This window comes from Thioalkalivibrio sp. ALE28, assembly GCF_000377425.1.
Lineage (GTDB): Bacteria > Pseudomonadota > Gammaproteobacteria > Ectothiorhodospirales > Ectothiorhodospiraceae > Thioalkalivibrio.
The window spans coordinates 370,001-386,831 of sequence record NZ_KB898093.1 but is presented as its reverse complement, the minus strand read 5'-3'; the positions used below and the strand labels follow the sequence as shown (position 1 = coordinate 386,831).

Below are 16,831 nucleotides of genomic sequence, written 5' to 3'. Positions count from 1 at the left end.
AGGCTTTTCGCGGGCGGCGCTGAACTCGCTACGCTGCGCTTCGCTCAGACATCCAGCGCCTTTTTCCCCGCGAAAACCCTCTCCACTCGGCGCGACGACAACGGGTGGGGGTCAAGGTCAAGACAACGGCCGTCCCGACGGTCGTGCCAGTGGAGGATGGCTAGGTCTTCGCACATCTTGGGCACGCTCGGCCGTTAGCCGTTGCGTGCCGCGCCCGCGCAGCGGGCGCCGGGGGCTTTCGGATGGCAATAACTATTGTTGTGTCGTGGGGCTGGAATACCTTCTGTCTTGACCTTCCCCCCCCGTATGGAGCCCCTCGCGGAGGGCGTGATGGGCCGGGAGAAGGCGCTGGATGTCTGAGCGGAGCCGAAGGCGCAGCGAGTTCAGCGCCGCCGGCCCAGCGCGTCCGGAGCGAGGTTCCCGGGCGAAATCCGGGTGCCCTTCTTTGGGTCCTTTCTTGGGCAAGCAAGAAAGGACCTCGCGGCGCGCTGGCGAGTCAGCGCCGGGCAGTATGTGGACCGGAACCACCGTAAACACCAAGCGACGATCCAGGGCCAGCCACCACGAGGCAGGCGGCCAGACGAAGCCACAGTCCGGCATGCGCCGGAAACGAAAAAGGCACCCGGAGGCGCCTTTCGTGAAGCGGGCATAGGGACCGCGTCAGTTGACGGCATCGAGGTCGGCCGCGAGCGACTCGCGCGTGCCCTCGGCGACGGCGTCCAGCCGATGGCTGTAGTTCTCGTGCTCCACGCCCATAGCAATGGCCGCACCGGACTTCGCTGCGGAGACCATCTCCGGCGTCAGCTCGAAGCGCAGGAAGTGCACCGAGGAGGTCTTGTCATCGGTCTCGCGATCCAGGTCCTCGTTCGCGATCGGGTAGGCCTTGTCGTGGCCTTCGACCTGCACGTAGGTCTTGCGCTCGATCCCGATCAGCTTGGACAGCTGCACCTTGCGCTCGTCCACGTCCGGATACTCGACCATCATGGTCGCCTTCCAGTTGGAGCCATCCGGGATCAGCGGATTGTAGGCGTCGAGCTCGTCCTGGATGCCCTCGGCATCGAAGATCTTCTCGACCCGCAGCATCTCCTGGATCTGGTACTGCATGGTCTTGCGATCCTCGAAATGCAGGGTCACCGCCGGACCCACCTGCACCACACGATCCCGCTTGTGCTGCATCACCTCGCTGCGGAACTGGGGGCGTACCTCGTGGTACTTCTCCAGCGAATACAGGTCTTCACGACTCAGCTTATCCACACTTGCCTCCATCTGCATCTCGATACCTCCGTCTCATCGGACTGGCCCGCCAGGACCGGCACCCCTCAGTGATCGTGGTGGTGCCCCGTCTTCGTGTAGTCCTTGTCGGACCAGAGGTTGTCTTTCAGTTCGTGGTCGAATACCGGGTTATGGCGCCGGATCCACTCCAGCACCATCGCAGCGTGTTCGATCTCCTCATCGCGGTTGTGCGCGAGGATCGCCTTGAGCTCCTCGTCCTTGCAGCCGTCGATGCGCTGCTGGTACCAGTCCACCGCCTCGAGTTCCTCCATCAGCGAGACGATCGCACGGTGCATTTCGCGCGACTCGTCGCTCAGTTCTTCGACGGGTTCGTGGTAGCTGTCACTGGCCATGTCTTTTCTCCATTCCCGGGCGCGTCTTCCGCCCGTGTCGCGTCCTGTGGGTCGAGCGGCGGCTACAGGCCGTAGGCCTGGCGCAGCAGGGTCAGCGGGTGCTCGGGCGCCTTGTCCTCGCCCTTGCCCTGCAACCCGTTTTCGATCATGTGGCCGGCCATCGGGCAGTCGCTCGAGTAATGATCCGACTCGGCCTTCTGCACGCGGCTGACCACCGGGCGGCAGATCTTGCTGGCCGTTTCATAGAATTCGCTCTTCACGCCATAGGTACCGTCGTGCCCGGAGCAGCGTTCGATGACGTCGATCTCGGTATCCGGCACCAGCTTCAGCAGGTCACGGGTCTTGAGCCCCATGTTCTGCACCCGCAGGTGGCAGGCGGCGTGGTAGGCAATCTTGCCGAGCTTTTCGGGGAAGTCGGTGTTGAGCTTGCCGTCCTTGTGCCGCTCCATCAGGTACTCGAACGGGTCGAAGATGCGGTCGCGCACCGCGATCACGTCGGCGTCGTCCGGAAACATCAGCGGCAGTTCCTGCTTGAACATCAGCACGCAGGACGGCACCGGGGCGACGATGTCGTAGCCCTGGTCGATCATGCGCTTCATCGCCGGGATGTTGGCGTCCTTGGAGGCCTCCACCGACTTCAGGTCGCCCAGCTCCAGCTTGGGCATGCCGCAGCACTGTTCCTTGTCGACCAGGGTGACTTCGATGCCGTTGTGTTCGAAGACCTTGACCAGGTCCTCGACCAGGTGCGGCTCGTTGTAGTTGCCGTAGCAGGTCGCATAGAGGGCGACCTTGCCCTGGGTGGCGCCGGCAGGCTCGGGGTTGCTGACCCCCTTCGCGGCCTTCGCGAGGCGCGAACGCCCCTTTTTCGAGTGGTATTCGGGGACCGGGGCATCCGGGTGCACGCCCATGGTCTTGTCGAGCATCTTGCGCACGGCACCGTTCTTGTTCGCGGCGTTGACCGCGCCGGCGACCACCGGGATACCCGCCAGCTTGCCGACGGTGTCGGTGCTGGACATCAACTTGTGCGAGGTCTTCGCGCCCTCGTTCTGGAAACGAAAGGCCTTGGCCCGAAGCATCAGGTGCGGGAAGTCCACATTCCATTCGTGCGGGGGCACGTAGGGGCACTTGGTCAGGTAGCACAGATCACACAGATAGCAGTGATCGACGACCTGCCAGTAATCCTTCTTGTCGACCCCGTCGACCTCCAGGGTCTCGGATTCGTCGACCAGGTCGAACAGGGTGGGAAAGGAGTTGCACAGGCTTACGCAGCGACGGCAGCCGTGACAGATATCAAAGACCCGCTCGAGTTCGCTGAACAGCGATTCCTCGTTGTAGAACTCGGGGTTCTTCCAGTCCAGCGGATGACGGGTCGGGGCTTCGAGACTTCCTTCACGTTGGTGCGTCGGCGCAGACATGCATCCCTCCGGTGTCCGTATCAGTACGATGCTTCGGGGGAAACACGGAACAACATGCGGGCCCGGCCTTCAGGCACCGCCCACAGGCTGTTCCGTGTCTCCCGGAAAACGGGGCCGGTAACCGGCCCCGCATACTTCCCAGGCAGGAGACGATCAGTCGTCCAGCTGGTCCAGCGCCTTCTGGAAGCGGTTGGCGTGGGAACGCTCCGCCTTGGCCAGGGTTTCGAACCAGTCGGCGACTTCGTCGAAGCCTTCGTCGCGCGCGGTCTTGGCCATGCCCGGGTACATGTCGGTGTACTCGTGGGTCTCGCCGGCCACGGCGGTCTTCAGGTTCGCGGAGGTGGAACCGAATTCCAGGCCGGTGGCCGGGTCGCCGCAGCTCTCGAGGTATTCGAGGTGGCCGTGGGCGTGGCCGGTTTCGCCTTCCGCGGTGGAACGGAACACGGTGGCCACGTCGTTGTAGCCTTCGACGTCCGCCTTGGAAGCGAAGTACAGGTAACGGCGATTGGCCATCGATTCGCCGGCAAAGGCCTCTTTCAGGGCTTCTTCGGTCTTGCTGCCTTTCAGATCCATGGTGCTCTCCTTCTCTCTATGGGTTCTACACAACCACAGGAATGCCTGTGCAGACGGCGGTTTAGACTGGGTCTAAACTGTACGAAAACTCTAGTCCGCGCCCGGTTCAGTGTCAACCGGAAGCCCTCCGCATCATGGGGGCGTCTGTCCCATAATCAAGGGCGGACCGGCGGTACGTCTTTCCTCGCCGCAGCGGATCGGATACTTTCTCACCTTTTCGACCCGGTGATCCATCATGACCGACCCTTCCAGCGCCGACAGCCCGGCGGAATTCGAAGCCAGCCTGGAAGCCCTGGAGGCCCTGGTTGCCCGGATGGAGTCCGGCGAGCTGGGCCTGGAGCAGTCGCTGGGCGAATTCCAGCGCGGCATGGAACTCGTCAACCGCTGTCAGCGCGCCCTCGACGATGCTCAGCGCCGCATCGAGGCCCTGGCACAAGAAACACCGGCGGACGCCTCTGCCCAGAATGACCACGGCGGGAACACGAACGTTCCCCGGACAGCGGAGCCGAACGACAGCACGGATCCCGATGTCCCGTTCTAGCGAAACGCCCTTGACCGCCATCGATGCCGAACAGGCCCTGTCCCACTACCAGCAGCGCATCGAGGCCGTTCTCGACCGCCACCTGGCCGTAGACGGCGCGCCGGACACGCGCCTGATCGAGGCCATGCGCTACGCCACACTGTCTGGGGGCAAACGCCTGCGCCCGGTACTGGTGTACGCGGCCGGACGGACCACCGCCGCCCCGGACGTGGCCCTGGACGCAATGGCCGCGGCCGTGGAGATGATCCACGTCTACTCCCTGATCCACGACGACCTGCCGGCGATGGACGATGACGACCTGCGCCGCGGCCGCCCCACCTGCCACAAGGCCTTCGACGAGGCCACGGCCATTCTGGCCGGGGACGCCCTGCAGGCGCTGGCCTTCGACGTGCTGACCGGCGGCGTGGCGGAACTGCCCGGGGCGACGGGGCTGCACGCCGTGCGCGAACTGGCGGGGGCGGCCGGCCTACACGGCATGGCCGGCGGTCAGGCGATCGACCTCGGCGCCTGCGGCCAGCCCATCGACCTGCCGGAGCTGGAGCGCATGCACCGGCTCAAGACGGGTGCCCTGATCCGCGCCTCGGTCCGGCTGGGCGCCCTGGCGGGCACACCGGACCCCGAGGCGCTGGGGCGACTGACGCGCTATGCCGAATGCATCGGCCTGGCGTTCCAGATCCGCGACGACGTACTCGACGTCGAGGGCGACCCCGAGGTCCTGGGCAAGGCCTGCGGCGCGGACGCCCGGCTGCACAAGCCCACCTTCCCCTCGCTGCAGGGCCTGGAGGCCTCGCGCGAACGCGCAGTGGCCCTGGTCGACGAGGCCCTCGCGGAGCTGCAACCCTTCGGCCAGGAGGCGGACTTGCTTCGCTTCCTCGCGCGCTACATCGTCGACCGCATGAACTGAACCGGCCCGCACCGATGACCCCAACCCCCTTGCTGGATGCAATCCAATGGCCCGCCGACCTGCGGGAGCGCCCGGCCTCGGAACTCGCCGGGGTCGCCGGCGAGCTGCGCCAGTTCCTGATCGAGAGCGTCTCGCGCACCGGTGGGCACCTGGCCGCCAACCTGGGGACCGTGGAGCTCGCGATCGCGTTGCACTACGCCTTCGACACCCCCGACGACCGCATCGTCTGGGACGTGGGGCATCAGGCCTACGCCCACAAGATCCTGACCGGGCGCCGGGAAGGGATGGCCGGTCTGCGCCAGTATGGCGGCCTGGCCGGCTTCCCCAAGCGCTCGGAGAGTGAATACGACGCCTTCGGGGCCGGCCACTCCAGCACCTCCATCAGTGCCGCGGCCGGCATGGCCCTGGCCGCGAAGCACGCCGGGCTGGACCGCCGCCACGTGGCGGTGATCGGCGACGGCGCGATGACCGCCGGGATGGCCTTCGAGGCGCTCAACCACATCGGCGACCTCGACTGCAATCTGCTGGTCATCCTGAACGACAACGACATGTCGATCTCGCCCAACGTCGGCGCGCTCAATCAGTACTTCACGCGGTTGCTGTCGGGCCCGCTGTACAGCTCGGTACGCGAGGGTTCCAAGCGCATGCTGGAATTCGTCCCGCCGATGAAGGCCTTCGCCCAGCGCGCCGAGGAACACATGAAGGGCATGTTCGTGCCCGGCACCCTGTTCGAGGAGCTGGGTTTTCGCTACTTCGGCCCGGTGGACGGACACGACGTCAACGGTCTGGTCTCGATCCTGAAGAACCTGCGCACCACTCAGGGCCCGCAACTGCTGCATGTGGTCACCCGCAAGGGCCAGGGCTACGCACCGGCCGAGGAAGACCCCTGCCGCTACCACGGCGTGTCCAAGTTCGAGCCGGCCAATGGCCTGGCCCCCGCGGCCCCGAAGGCGCCCACCTACACCGACATCTTCAGCCAGTGGTTGTGCGATCAGGCGGCGGCCGACGAGCGCCTGCTGGGTATTACGCCGGCGATGCGCGAGGGCTCCGGCCTGGTCGCCTTCTCCGAGCAGTTTCCGCAACGCTATTTCGATGTCGGAATCGCCGAACAGCACGCGGTGACCCTGGCCGCCGGCATGGCCTGCGAGGGCCAGAAGCCCGTGGTCGCGATCTATTCGACGTTCCTGCAGCGGGCCATGGACCAGGTAATCCATGATGTCGCCCTGCAGAATCTCCCGGTGCTGTTCGCGGTGGACCGTGCCGGGATCGTGGGCGCCGACGGCCCGACCCATGCCGGCACCTTCGACACCGCACTGCTGCGCACGGTCCCCAACATGCTGCTGATGGCTCCCGCGAACGAACGGGAGTGCCGCCAGATGCTGTCCACCGGCTACGCCCACGAGGGTCCGGCGGCGGTGCGCTACCCGCGCGGCGGCGGGCCCGGCGAGCTGCCGGACGGTGGCCCCGAAGACCTGGAGACCCTGCCGGTCGGCCGTGCCGAGGTCGTGCGCGAGGGCCGGGGCCTGGCGATCCTCAGCTTCGGCGCACTGCTGGACACCGCCCTGGCCGCCGGCGAGGCGCTGGACGCCACCGTGGTGAACATGCGTTTCATCAAACCGCTGGATACCGACGTGCTCACGCGACTGGCCGCCAGCCACGACGGCTTCGTGACCCTCGAGGACCACGCCCGTGCCGGAGGCGCCGGCAGCGCGGTACTGGAATGGCTGTCCGCCGAGGGCCTGACCCTGCCCTGCCAGGTCCTGGGCATCCCGGACGTCTTCACCGAACACGGCTCGCGCGAGCAGATCCTGGCCGACTGCGGTCTCGACACCGCCGGCGTTCTGGCCGCGATTCGCCACGCATCCAGGCAGGAGAATTGCGCGGAAGACGGCGGCCGGCTAGGCTTCGCGGGCTGACAAAACCCCGGCCGGTCGACGGCCGCTCGCCCGGAAAAGATCATGAGTGCCCGCTACACCCTCCGCGTCCTGACCGACTTTGCCTCCGCGCATACCCTGCGCGATTACCCGGGGCAGTGCGCGAACATGCACGGGCACAACTGGAAGGTGGAGGCCGAGGTCCAGGCCGAGACCCTGGACGACGCCGGCATGGCGGTGGACTTCAAGGTGGTCAAGACCGCAGCGCGCGAGATCGCCGGGCAGCTGGATCATCGCTATCTGAACGATGTCCCGCCGTTCGACACGGTCAACCCGACCGCCGAGAACATCGCGCAGTGGTTCTTCCGCCAGATGGCGGAACGCCTGAACCGCCCGGGCCTGCGCATGCATGCCCTGACCCTGTGGGAGACCGACCGCGCCTGCGTACGCTACAGCGAGGACGGCTGAGCCGACCCATCGGCGCCAGCACAGGCACCGTCATTGCGAGGAGCCGAAGGCGACGCGGCAACCTGCGTCCGAAACCAGCAGACCCCGTCACCGCGCCAGCCACCAGAGAGTGCCGCAGCCCCTGTCACGGCCTCGCAACGACACGGACTCGTATCGTCATCGCGAGGAGCGAAGCGACGTGGCGAACTCCGTCCGGAACCATCTGCTGCCATAGCTGGCTCACCACCAACCTCCGGAGGTTGCCGCGGCCCCTGCGGGGCGTCGCAATGACGGTGCCCGTTTCCCGCTCCGTTGCCGCCCCCGGGCGTGCCTTACCCGCCGTCTACAGATGATTCGAGGCGTAGTCCGCCAGCCGCGAGCGCTCGCCGCGGGTCAGTGTGATATGCCCGCTGTGGGTCCAGTTGCGGAAGCGGTCCACCACGTAGGTCAGGCCGCTTGAGGTCTCGGACAGGTACGGGGTGTCGATCTGCGCGATGTTGCCCAGCGCCACCACCTTGGTCCCCGGTCCGGCGCGGGTGATCAGGGTCTTCATCTGCTTCGAGGTCAGGTTCTGCGCCTCGTCCAGGATGATGTAGCGATTGAGGAAGGTGCGTCCGCGCATGAAATTCAGCGAGCGGATCTTGATGCGGCTGGTCAGCACGTCGTTGGTCGCCGCACGGCCCCATTCCCCGGCGCCCTCGGACTTGGACAACACCTCCAGGTTGTCCATCAGCGCCCCCATCCAGGGTGTCATCTTCTCTTCCTCGGTCCCGGGCAGGAATCCGATGTCCTCGCCCACCGGGACCGTGACCCGGGTCATGATGATCTCCTTGTAGGTGTTGTCCTCCAGCGTCTGCGCGAGGCCGGCGGCCAGGGTCAGCAGGGTCTTGCCGGTACCGGCGGCGCCCAGCAGGGAGACGAAATCCACCTCGGGATCCATCAGCAGGTTGAGTGCGTAGTTCTGTTCGCGATTGCGGGCATTGATGCCCCAGACGCTGTGACGCGGGGTCATGTAGTCGTCAACCAGCTCGATCACCGCGGACTCGTTCGGCTGGTCGATCTCCAGCACGATCGCGGATAGCGGGTTCTCCCCCTCGCGGTAGACGAACTGGTTGGGCTGCCACTCGCTGACCAGCGGCCCGGTCACGCGATAGTAGGTACGCCCGGATTCCTGCCAGGAGTCCATCCTGGTGCCGTGCGTCTCCCAGAAATCCGCCGGCAGCTCGGTCATGCCCGAGAACAGCAGGCTGACATCGTCCAGCACCTGGTCGTTGTAATAGTCCTCCGCGTGCAGGCCGATCACCGCGGCCTTGATGCGCAGGTTGATGTCCTTGGATACCAGCGTGACCGGGGTATCGGGGTATTCCGACTTCAGCGCCTGGGCGGTGGCGAGGATGTCGTTGTCGGCCGAGGACCCCGGCAGGGAGGCCGGCAGGCTGGCGTTGAGATTGCGGGTCTGGAAGAACAGGCGGCCGCTGGGTGCGAACGTCGATTCGCTGAGGGAGTCGGCCTGCAGGGGCAGCCCGGCGGCGATCTGTTCGTGCTGCGCGCCGGTGGTGAGTTCGTCGATGAAGCGCGAGACCTGGCGCACGTTGCGCGCGACCTCGGAAACCCCCTTCTTGCCGCGATCCAGCTCCTCGAGCACGACCATGGGCAGGAAGATGTCGTGTTCCTTGAACCGGAACAGCGCCGTGGGGTCGTGCATCAGGACATTGGTGTCCAGGACAAACAGGCGTTTCGGATCCTGGTCGGTCGCGTTCATGGCACCTCCGGAACGGGGGTAGGGTAAGGGGGTCAGCTCCCCGCGAGTTCGCGCACCGCCGCGAGGACCTCGTCCACGTGGCCCGGCACTTTCACCTTGCGCCACTCCTTGCGCAGCACGCCGTCGGCATCGATCAGGAAGGTGGAGCGCTCGATGCCGCGCACCTGCTTGCCATACATGTTTTTCATCTTGATGACATCGAAGGCATTGCACAGCGTCTCGTCGCCATCGCTCAACAAGTCGAACGGCAGTTCCTGCTTGGTGCGGAAGTTCTCGTGGCTCTTCACGCTGTCGCGCGACACACCCAGGATCACGGCGCCGGCCTCCTGGAAGGCATCCAGGCTGGCGGCAAAGTCGCGGCTCTCGTTGGTGCAGCCCGGCGTGTTGTCCTTGGGGTAGAAGTAGAGGACCACGATCCGGCCCTGGAAGTCGGCCGGGCCCAGGGTCTGGTCGCCGGTCGCCGGGACGCGCAGGTCAGCGGGGACGGGTTGGTTGATTGCGATGCTCATCAGGCGTTGCTCCTTGATTCGTGGGTCTCGAAGCGGAAGGCCGCGTGCCCGGCGGCTTCAGGCCTTGATCGGGTCCAGCACGCCATCCACGTTCAGTTCGTCACAGAAATCCATGAATTCGCCGCGGAGACTGGCGAGGTGCTGCCCGGCGGGGATATCCACCACCATGTTGGCCGCGAACATGCGCGCCCCGGTCTGCTGGGCAATGTAGACCCGGGTCTGAACGTCGCGCAGATTGACCCCGCGGCTGGTGAAGAAATCGGCGAGGGCATTCAGCAGGCCCGGCGCATCCAGGGCTACCGCATCCACGGCATACGGCATGGCGGCCTCGGCGCGCTCCTCCAGTGGCCCGCGGCGTGCCACCACCACCAGCCCCATCTCGGCTTCGAGCCGTTCCAGACGCGATTCCAGCGTGCCGAGGGTCTTCCAGTTGCCGCTGGCACTGAGCGCCATGCAGCAGTACCCGCCCACGACCGTGATCCGGCTCGATTCGAGATTGCAGCCGGTATCCACGATCACGCGGGTCACGCTGGAGACCAGACCCGGCTGGTCGGGCCCGATCAGGTTAAGGATCAGGTGGGTATGGGCACCCGTGCCGACCACTTCAGCCATGCGGCACCCGCCGGCGGCGTGCGGGAACGGGGGCGCGCCATTCCCGGGAGGGACTCGGCATGAAAGCGACAACAGGCATGATGGCTCGCAACATACCACCTTGCCCGGGCGGCGCCAACGGCGTCGCGCCGCGCGAAACCGGGCATCGGTGGCATGCCGGCCGCGGGAATCTTGAATGCCTTGTCACCCGCCCGTTAGACTGCACCATTCCCGATGTTGGAGGAGTCGATGTTTCAAGGCAGCATGGTCGCACTGGCGACCCCGATGCACGCGGACGGCAGCCTGGACTGGCCGGCGCTGGATCGGCTCCTGGAATTCCACATCGAGGCCGGCACCGATGCCATTGTCGCGGTCGGCACCACCGGCGAATCCGCGACCCTCGATTTCGACGAACACTGCGAGGCGATTGCCCACACGGTGAAGACCGTGGCCGGGCGCCTCCCGGTGATCGCGGGCACCGGCGCGAACTCCACGCGCGAGGCCATCGCGCTGACCCGTTGCGCGAAGGAAGGTGGCGCGGACGCCTGCCTGCTGGTGTCCCCGTATTACAACAAGCCGACTCAGGAAGGCCTCTACCTGCATCACAAGGCCATCGCCGAGGCCGTCGACATCCCGCAGATCCTGTACAACGTCCCCGGCCGGACCGCGGTGGATCTGCTGCCCGAAACCGTGGAACGCCTGGCCGACATCCCGAACATCATCGGGATCAAGGAGGCCACGGCGAGTAACGAGCGGACCGCCGAACTGGTCGCGCGGGTCGGCAACCGCATGGACCTGTACAGCGGCGATGACGGCAACGGACTCGCCTTCCTGCTGGCGGGTGGCCACGGGATCATCTCGGTCACCGCGAATGTCGCCCCCCGTCTGATGGCGGCCATGTGCCGCGCCGTCCGCGAAGGCCGACCGGACGAGGCGCGCGCGATCAACCGCCAGCTGGACGGCCTGCATTCCGCGCTGTTCCTCGAGGCCAACCCGATTCCGGTCAAGTGGGCACTGCATCGCATGGGACTCATGGAGGACGGTATCCGTCTCCCCCTGACTCCGCTGTCCGAACCCTTCCATGCGCCGGTCCTGGACGCCATGCGCCAGGCCGGCATAGAGGTCTGAACCCCGACATGAAACACTCCGCCCCGCTCCGCCGCCGCGCGACGCGCACCGCCCTTGCCCTGGCCACGAGCCTCGCCATCGCCGGGTGTTCCACCTCGGGCGACCGCCAGAGCGGTCCCCAGTACGAAATGAGCCGGCAGATGGACAATCTCGAAGTCCCGCCGGACCTCATCGCCCCCGACAGCGAGCGCGCCTACCGCATCCCGGATGCGCCGGGCGAGCGCGTCAGCGCCCGCGAGATACAGCAGGACTCCCAGGCCCGTCAGCAGCAGCGCCAGCCGGCCGACACCACCGCACCGGTGCAGACCGATGCCCGCGTCCTCCCCGAGTCCGCCGAGGTCCAGCTGATGCGCGAAGGCAGCGTCCGCTGGCTCAGCGTCGAGGCGCCCCCGGAGGAACTGTGGGATCGCCTTGCCGCCTTCTGGGACAGCCAGAATCTGCGCCTGGAACGCAACGAGCCCCAGGTCGGCATCATGGAGACGGAATGGGCCGAGGACCGTGCCGGCATCCCGCTCCGGGGCAGCCAGAACATCTTCGCGCGGGCCCTTGGGAACGTATACGACGCCAACACCCGGGACAAGTACCGGCTTCGCGTCGAACGCGACAACGGGCACTCCGCGATCTACATATCCCACCGGGGCGCGTCCGAGGAGCCCGAGGGCGAAACCTGGCGCTGGGCCATGCGGCCCTCTGACCCGGAACTGGAAGCCGAGATGCTCAATCGCCTCCGCGTCTTCCTTGCCACCGGCGAAATGCCGGAAGGCAGCGCCCGGGTCGCCGAGACCATCGGGGACCGCCCGACCGAACTGCACCAGACGGAACACGAAGGCCAGCCCGTGCTGGTCATCGGCAGCGCCTTCGACCGGATGTGGACGCAAATGGGGACGCTCCTGGATCGCGCCGGGCTGCTGGTGGACGAGCAGGATCGTGACACCGGGACCTTCGAGGTGACCTATCGCCCCGACGTGGTGGGCGAAGGCGAAAGCGGCGGGTTCTTCAGTCGCATCTTCGGTCGCAGCGGAGACCGTCGCGAGAACGAACGCTACCAGGTCCGCCTGACCGACGTGGGCGACGGCGACCTCCGTATCGAGGCCCGTGATATCGACGGGGAACCCCTCCGGCGTCGCGATGCGGAATTCGTGCTGGAGCGCATCGAACAGCAGATTCTCCGTTAATCCCTCCGGGGTGCCGACGCGATGATCCGCTTCTGTTCCCTCGGCAGCGGCAGCGCCGGAAATGCCCTGGTCGTGGAGATCGGCGCGACCCGTCTCCTTGTCGACTGCGGCTTCTCGGTCCAGGAACTCGAACGTCGCCTGGCCCGGGTCGATCTTGCACCCCGCGACCTGACCGCCGTCCTGATCACCCACGAGCATGCGGACCACATCGGCGCCGCCGGCCCGCTGTCCCGGCGGTACGACCTCACCGTATTCACCAGCCCGGGCACCCGCCTGGCGGCTCGCGACGATGGCTTCGCACACGTCCAGGAGATCCAGGCCGACGCCCCGCTGGACATCGACGACGCCTGGGTCTGCCCCTTCACCGTGCCCCACGACTCGCGCGAGCCCACTCAGTTCGCCCTCTCCGATGGAGACCACCGACTGGTCCTGATGACCGATGCCGGGCATATCTCGCCCCATATGGTCGCGATGGCGAGTGGCGCGGATGCCCTCTTGCTGGAGTGCAACCACGACCCAGCCATGCTCGCCGCCGGGCGTTATCCCGCATCCCTGAAGCGGCGCATTGGCGGGGGCTACGGGCACCTACCCAATCATGCCGCCACCGAGCTGCTGCGCAACATCGACCAGTCCCGCCTCCGGCACGTCATCGGGATGCATCTCTCAACCGACAACAACGATGAGGCGCTTGCCCGAGCGGCCCTCGCAGACGGGCTCGGCTGCACCCCCTCCGACGTCGACATCGCAACCCAGGACCAGGGCTTCGGCTGGCGCACCACCGCACCCGCCTGACACGCGACCTGGCCTGACGCACCCGGGCTGGACTGGCCGAACATCCCTCCCGCGGCATCACGCCCGCAGTCGCCCGACCGCAGGGCCCACTTCCGCATCGACTGAGGACACAGCGCGCTCTTACCCCGCCCAGGCCAGATCGACTACACCGCCCGTATCCGCCGCGCTCAGTCGGCAACCTCTGAACAGACCGTTTTTAGCGCCGCGATTCCCGCAGGAAATAGAGCCCGCCAATAACAAACGCCACCCCGATAATCATTGCCAGCGGTCCGCCGAATCCCGCGCCTTCCCTTGGCGCAATCGGCGTAAACGCCAGCTGGCCGCCGAAAATTGCGTAGAGCCCGATCCCGAGCAGTACAAGCCCTACGATCACCAGCCCACCATCGGTCCTTTTTCCTCGCACAATACCTCCCCGCCTGCTGTGGCCAAGTGCCGCACCCGCCACAACGAGCATCGCGTTACCTTGTATCCAAGCCTGCCTCGAAAGCGCCCATAAAAAAAGCCCGACCCCCATGACTGGGAATCGGGCTTCGGATTAATGCCTGGCGGTGACCTACTCTCACATGGGGAGGCCCCACACTACCATCGGCGCAGAGCAGTTTCACTTCCGAGTTCGGGATGGGATCGGGTGGTTCCTACTCGCTATTGCCGCCAGACAAACTGGCCAGATAACCCGGCTTGTGCCGAGTCGTCTGAATTCGGAATGCATTCTAGGCTTGTGTACTTGGTGATGTGTCAGACGAGACCACCAACACTTTGGGTGTTATATGGTCAAGCCGCACGGGCAATTAGTACTGGTTAGCTACACGCGTTACCGCGCTTCAACACCCAGCCTATCAACGTTGTAGTCTTCAACGGCCCTACAGGGACCTCAAGGGTCCAGGGAGATCTCATCTTCAGGTGGGTTTCCCGCTTAGATGCTTTCAGCGGTTATCCCTTCCGCACTTAGCTACCCGGCAGTGCCACTGGCGTGACAACCGGAACACCAGAGGTGCGTCCATCCCGGTCCTCTCGTACTAAGGACAGATCCTGTCAAATCTCCGACGCCCACGGCAGATAGGGACCGAACTGTCTCACGACGTTCTAAACCCAGCTCGCGTACCACTTTAAATGGCGAACAGCCATACCCTTGGGACCTGCTTCAGCCCCAGGATGTGATGAGCCGACATCGAGGTGCCAAACACTGCCGTCGATATGGACTCTTGGGCAGTATCAGCCTGTTATCCCCGGAGTACCTTTTATCCGTTGAGCGATGGCCCTTCCATACAGAACCACCGGATCACTAAGACCTGCTTTCGCACCTGCTCGACGTGTCTGTCTCGCAGTTAAGCACCCTTATGCCTTTGCACTCGTCGCGCGATTTCCGACCGCGCTGAGGGTACCTTCGCACTCCTCCGTTACTCTTTGGGAGGAGACCGCCCCAGTCAAACTACCCACCACACACGGTCCCCGACCTGGATTACAGGCCTGGGTTAGAACTCCAAACTTGCCAGGGTGGTATTTCAAGGGTGGCTCCACCGAGACTGGCGTCCCGGCTTCAAAGCCTCCCACCTATCCTACACAAACAAGCTCAAAGTTCAGTGTGAAGCTGTAGTAAAGGTTCACGGGGTCTTTCCGTCTAGCCGCGGGTACACAGCATCTTCACTGCGATTTCAATTTCACTGAGTCTCGGGTGGAGACAGCGCCGCCATCGTTACGCCATTCGTGCAGGTCGGAACTTACCCGACAAGGAATTTCGCTACCTTAGGACCGTTATAGTTACGGCCGCCGTTTACCGGGGCTTCGATCAAGGGCTTCGCCGAAGCTAACCCCATCAATTAACCTTCCGGCACCGGGCAGGCGTCACACCCTATACGTCCTCTTTCGAGTTTGCAGAGTGCTGTGTTTTTAATAAACAGTCGCAGCGGCCTGGTCTCTGCGACCTCAGCCAGCTCAGGGAGCAAGTCCCATCACCAGCCGAGGCGTACCTTCTCCCGAAGTTACGGTACCATTTTGCCTAGTTCCTTCACCCGAGTTCTCTCAAGCGCCTTGGGATTCTCACCCTGCCCACCTGTGTCGGTTTGGAGTACGGTCAACTGTTAACTGAAGCTTAGAGGCTTTTCCTGGAAGCAGGGCATCAGTGACTTCGCCTCCGTGGAGGCTCGTCATCGTATCTCAGGATTGTGTCCCCGGATTTGCCTAAGGACACTCCCTACATACTTGAACCGGGCACCAACAGCCGGATCACTTAGCCTTCTCCGTCCCCCCATCGCATTAACAGCCGGTACAGGAATATTAACCTGTTTCCCATCGACTACGCATTTCTGCCTCGCCTTAGGGGCCGACTAACCCTGCGCCGATTAGCGTTGCGCAGGAAACCTTGGGCTTTCGGCGGATGGGTTTTTCACCCATCTTATCGTTACTCATGTCAGCATTCGCACTTCTGATACCTCCAGCATGCCTCTCGGCACACCTTCACAGGCTTACAGAACGCTCCTCTACCACTTGCAAAGCAAGTCCGCAGCTTCGGTACATGGCTTTAGCCCCGTTAAATCTTCCGCGCAGGCCGACTCGACCAGTGAGCTATTACGCTTTCTTTAAAGGATGGCTGCTTCTAAGCCAACCTCCTGGCTGTCTCTGCCTTCCCACATCGTTTCCCACTGAGCCATGATTTGGGGACCTTAGCTGGCGGTCTGGGTTGTTTCCCTTTCCACGACGGACGTTAGCACCCGCCGTGTGTCTCCCATGCTCGCACTTCTCGGTATTCGGAGTTTGCAATGGTTTGGTAAGTCGAGATGACCCCCTAGCCATAACAGTGCTCTACCCCCGAGAGTGATACATGAGGCGCTACCTAAATAGCTTTCGAGGAGAACCAGCTATCTCCGAGCTTGATTAGCCTTTCACTCCGATCCACAGCTCATCCCCTAATTTTTCAACATTAGTGGGTTCGGGCCTCCAGTAGGTGTTACCCCACCTTCACCCTGGCCATGGATAGATCGCCCGGTTTCGGGTCTAATTCCAGCGACTGAGCGCCCTATTAAGACTCGGTTTCCCTACGGCTCCCCTTGCGGTTAACCTTGCCACTGAAATTAAGTCGCTGACCCATTATACAAAAGGTACGCGGTCACCCCCGAAGGGGCTCCCACTGCTTGTACGCACACGGTTTCAGGTTCTATTTCACTCCCCTCTCCGGGGTTCTTTTCGCCTTTCCCTCACGGTACTGGTTCACTATCGGTCGGTAGGGAGTATTTAGCCTTGGAGGATGGTCCCCCCATGTTCAGACAGGGTTTCACGTGCCCCGCCCTACTCGATTTCACGTCAAGAGCCTTTTCGTCTACGGGGCTATCACCCACTTTGGCCGACCTTTCCAGATCGCTCGACTAAAACTCAAGACGCTTAAGGGCTAATCCACTTTCGCTCGCCGCTACTCACGGAATCTCAATTGATTTCTTTTCCTCTGGGTACTTAGATGTTTCAGTTCCCCAGGTTCGCCTCCAACACCCTATGTATTCAGGT

15 protein-coding genes and 2 rRNA genes (1 of these 17 only partly in view) are annotated in these 16,831 nt (G+C 64.3%); 7 read left to right on the top strand and 10 right to left on the bottom strand.

Going from position 1 to position 16,831, the window contains the following annotated elements:
* Positions 1 to 660 precede the first annotated feature (660 nt).
* From D105_RS0101860 to D105_RS0101845, 4 genes are all read right to left on the bottom strand, one after another.
* A complete protein-coding gene (locus D105_RS0101860; RefSeq protein ID WP_018877308.1) occupies positions 661 to 1,272 on the bottom strand; it encodes a DUF3501 family protein in 612 nt (203 codons plus the stop codon).
* Positions 1,273 to 1,319: 47 nt separating this feature from the next.
* Complete coding sequence (locus tag D105_RS0101855; protein WP_018142071.1) at positions 1,320 to 1,625, bottom strand: encapsulin-associated ferritin-like protein; 306 nt, start codon at positions 1,623 to 1,625, stop codon at positions 1,320 to 1,322.
* A gap of 62 nt (positions 1,626 to 1,687) precedes the next feature.
* Positions 1,688 to 3,040, bottom strand: a complete 1,353-nt coding sequence (locus tag D105_RS0101850) for a heterodisulfide reductase-related iron-sulfur binding cluster (protein WP_018865802.1) — start codon at positions 3,038 to 3,040, stop codon at positions 1,688 to 1,690.
* Between the two features lie 153 nt (positions 3,041 to 3,193).
* Positions 3,194 to 3,613, bottom strand: a complete 420-nt coding sequence (locus tag D105_RS0101845) for a rubrerythrin family protein (RefSeq protein WP_017940769.1) — start codon at positions 3,611 to 3,613, stop codon at positions 3,194 to 3,196.
* A gap of 235 nt (positions 3,614 to 3,848) precedes the next feature.
* On the opposite strand from D105_RS0101845, the gene D105_RS0101840 reads away from it, so the two are divergent.
* From D105_RS0101840 to queD, 4 genes are read left to right on the top strand one after another with little or no spacing between them, the layout of a single operon-like run.
* The gene (locus D105_RS0101840) at positions 3,849 to 4,154 is read left to right on the top strand and encodes an exodeoxyribonuclease VII small subunit (protein ID WP_017940770.1); all 306 of its coding nucleotides are present in this window, start codon (positions 3,849 to 3,851) and stop codon (positions 4,152 to 4,154) included.
* Positions 4,155 to 4,164: 10 nt separating this feature from the next.
* Positions 4,165 to 5,058 carry a (2E,6E)-farnesyl diphosphate synthase gene (gene ispA / locus D105_RS0101835; RefSeq protein ID WP_018877307.1) on the top strand — a complete coding sequence of 298 codons (894 nt, stop codon included), beginning with the start codon at positions 4,165 to 4,167 and terminating at the stop codon, positions 5,056 to 5,058.
* Between the two features lie 14 nt (positions 5,059 to 5,072).
* Positions 5,073 to 6,974: a 1-deoxy-D-xylulose-5-phosphate synthase gene (gene dxs / locus D105_RS0101830; protein WP_026280390.1), complete on the top strand. Its 1,902-nt coding sequence runs from the start codon at positions 5,073 to 5,075 to the stop codon at positions 6,972 to 6,974.
* A 42-nt stretch (positions 6,975 to 7,016) separates the two neighbouring features.
* A complete protein-coding gene (gene queD / locus D105_RS0101825; protein ID WP_018865805.1) occupies positions 7,017 to 7,400 on the top strand; it encodes a 6-carboxytetrahydropterin synthase QueD in 384 nt (127 codons plus the stop codon).
* 322 nt (positions 7,401 to 7,722) lie between these two features.
* Here the strand turns inward: queD and D105_RS0101820 are convergent, their stop codons facing one another.
* Genes D105_RS0101820 through D105_RS0101810 form a run of 3 tightly spaced genes read right to left on the bottom strand, consistent with a single transcriptional unit; the run spans position 7,723 to position 10,262 of the window.
* Entirely contained in the window at positions 7,723 to 9,141 is a 1,419-nt protein-coding gene (locus D105_RS0101820; RefSeq protein WP_018877305.1) for a PhoH family protein, read from the bottom strand.
* A 32-nt stretch (positions 9,142 to 9,173) separates the two neighbouring features.
* Positions 9,174 to 9,650: a peroxiredoxin gene (locus D105_RS0101815; RefSeq protein ID WP_018876071.1), complete on the bottom strand. Its 477-nt coding sequence runs from the start codon at positions 9,648 to 9,650 to the stop codon at positions 9,174 to 9,176.
* A gap of 57 nt (positions 9,651 to 9,707) precedes the next feature.
* A complete protein-coding gene (locus tag D105_RS0101810) occupies positions 9,708 to 10,262 on the bottom strand; it encodes a glycine cleavage system protein R (protein WP_018865808.1) in 555 nt (184 codons plus the stop codon).
* 228 nt (positions 10,263 to 10,490) lie between these two features.
* Between D105_RS0101810 and dapA the strand changes: the two genes are divergently transcribed.
* Genes dapA through D105_RS0101795 form a run of 3 tightly spaced genes read left to right on the top strand, consistent with a single transcriptional unit; the run spans position 10,491 to position 13,336 of the window.
* On the top strand, positions 10,491 to 11,369 hold the full coding sequence (gene dapA / locus D105_RS0101805; protein WP_018877304.1) for a 4-hydroxy-tetrahydrodipicolinate synthase: 879 nt from the start codon (positions 10,491 to 10,493) through the stop codon (positions 11,367 to 11,369).
* A gap of 8 nt (positions 11,370 to 11,377) precedes the next feature.
* On the top strand, positions 11,378 to 12,544 hold the full coding sequence (gene bamC / locus D105_RS0101800; protein ID WP_018877303.1) for an outer membrane protein assembly factor BamC: 1,167 nt from the start codon (positions 11,378 to 11,380) through the stop codon (positions 12,542 to 12,544).
* A gap of 21 nt (positions 12,545 to 12,565) precedes the next feature.
* Entirely contained in the window at positions 12,566 to 13,336 is a 771-nt protein-coding gene (locus D105_RS0101795) for an MBL fold metallo-hydrolase (protein ID WP_018877302.1), read from the top strand.
* Between the two features lie 196 nt (positions 13,337 to 13,532).
* Here D105_RS0101795 and D105_RS0101790 read toward each other — a convergent pair whose 3' ends face one another.
* The 3 genes from D105_RS0101790 to D105_RS0101780 form a co-directional block, all read right to left on the bottom strand.
* Positions 13,533 to 13,739 (bottom strand): hypothetical protein, encoded by a 207-nt coding sequence (locus D105_RS0101790; protein WP_026279164.1) that lies wholly within the window; start codon positions 13,737 to 13,739, stop codon positions 13,533 to 13,535.
* Between the two features lie 137 nt (positions 13,740 to 13,876).
* Positions 13,877 to 13,992 (bottom strand): 5S ribosomal RNA (rrf, locus tag D105_RS0101785).
* 111 nt (positions 13,993 to 14,103) lie between these two features.
* A 23S ribosomal RNA gene (locus D105_RS0101780) occupies positions 14,104 to 16,831 on the bottom strand (it continues 151 nt past the right edge of the window).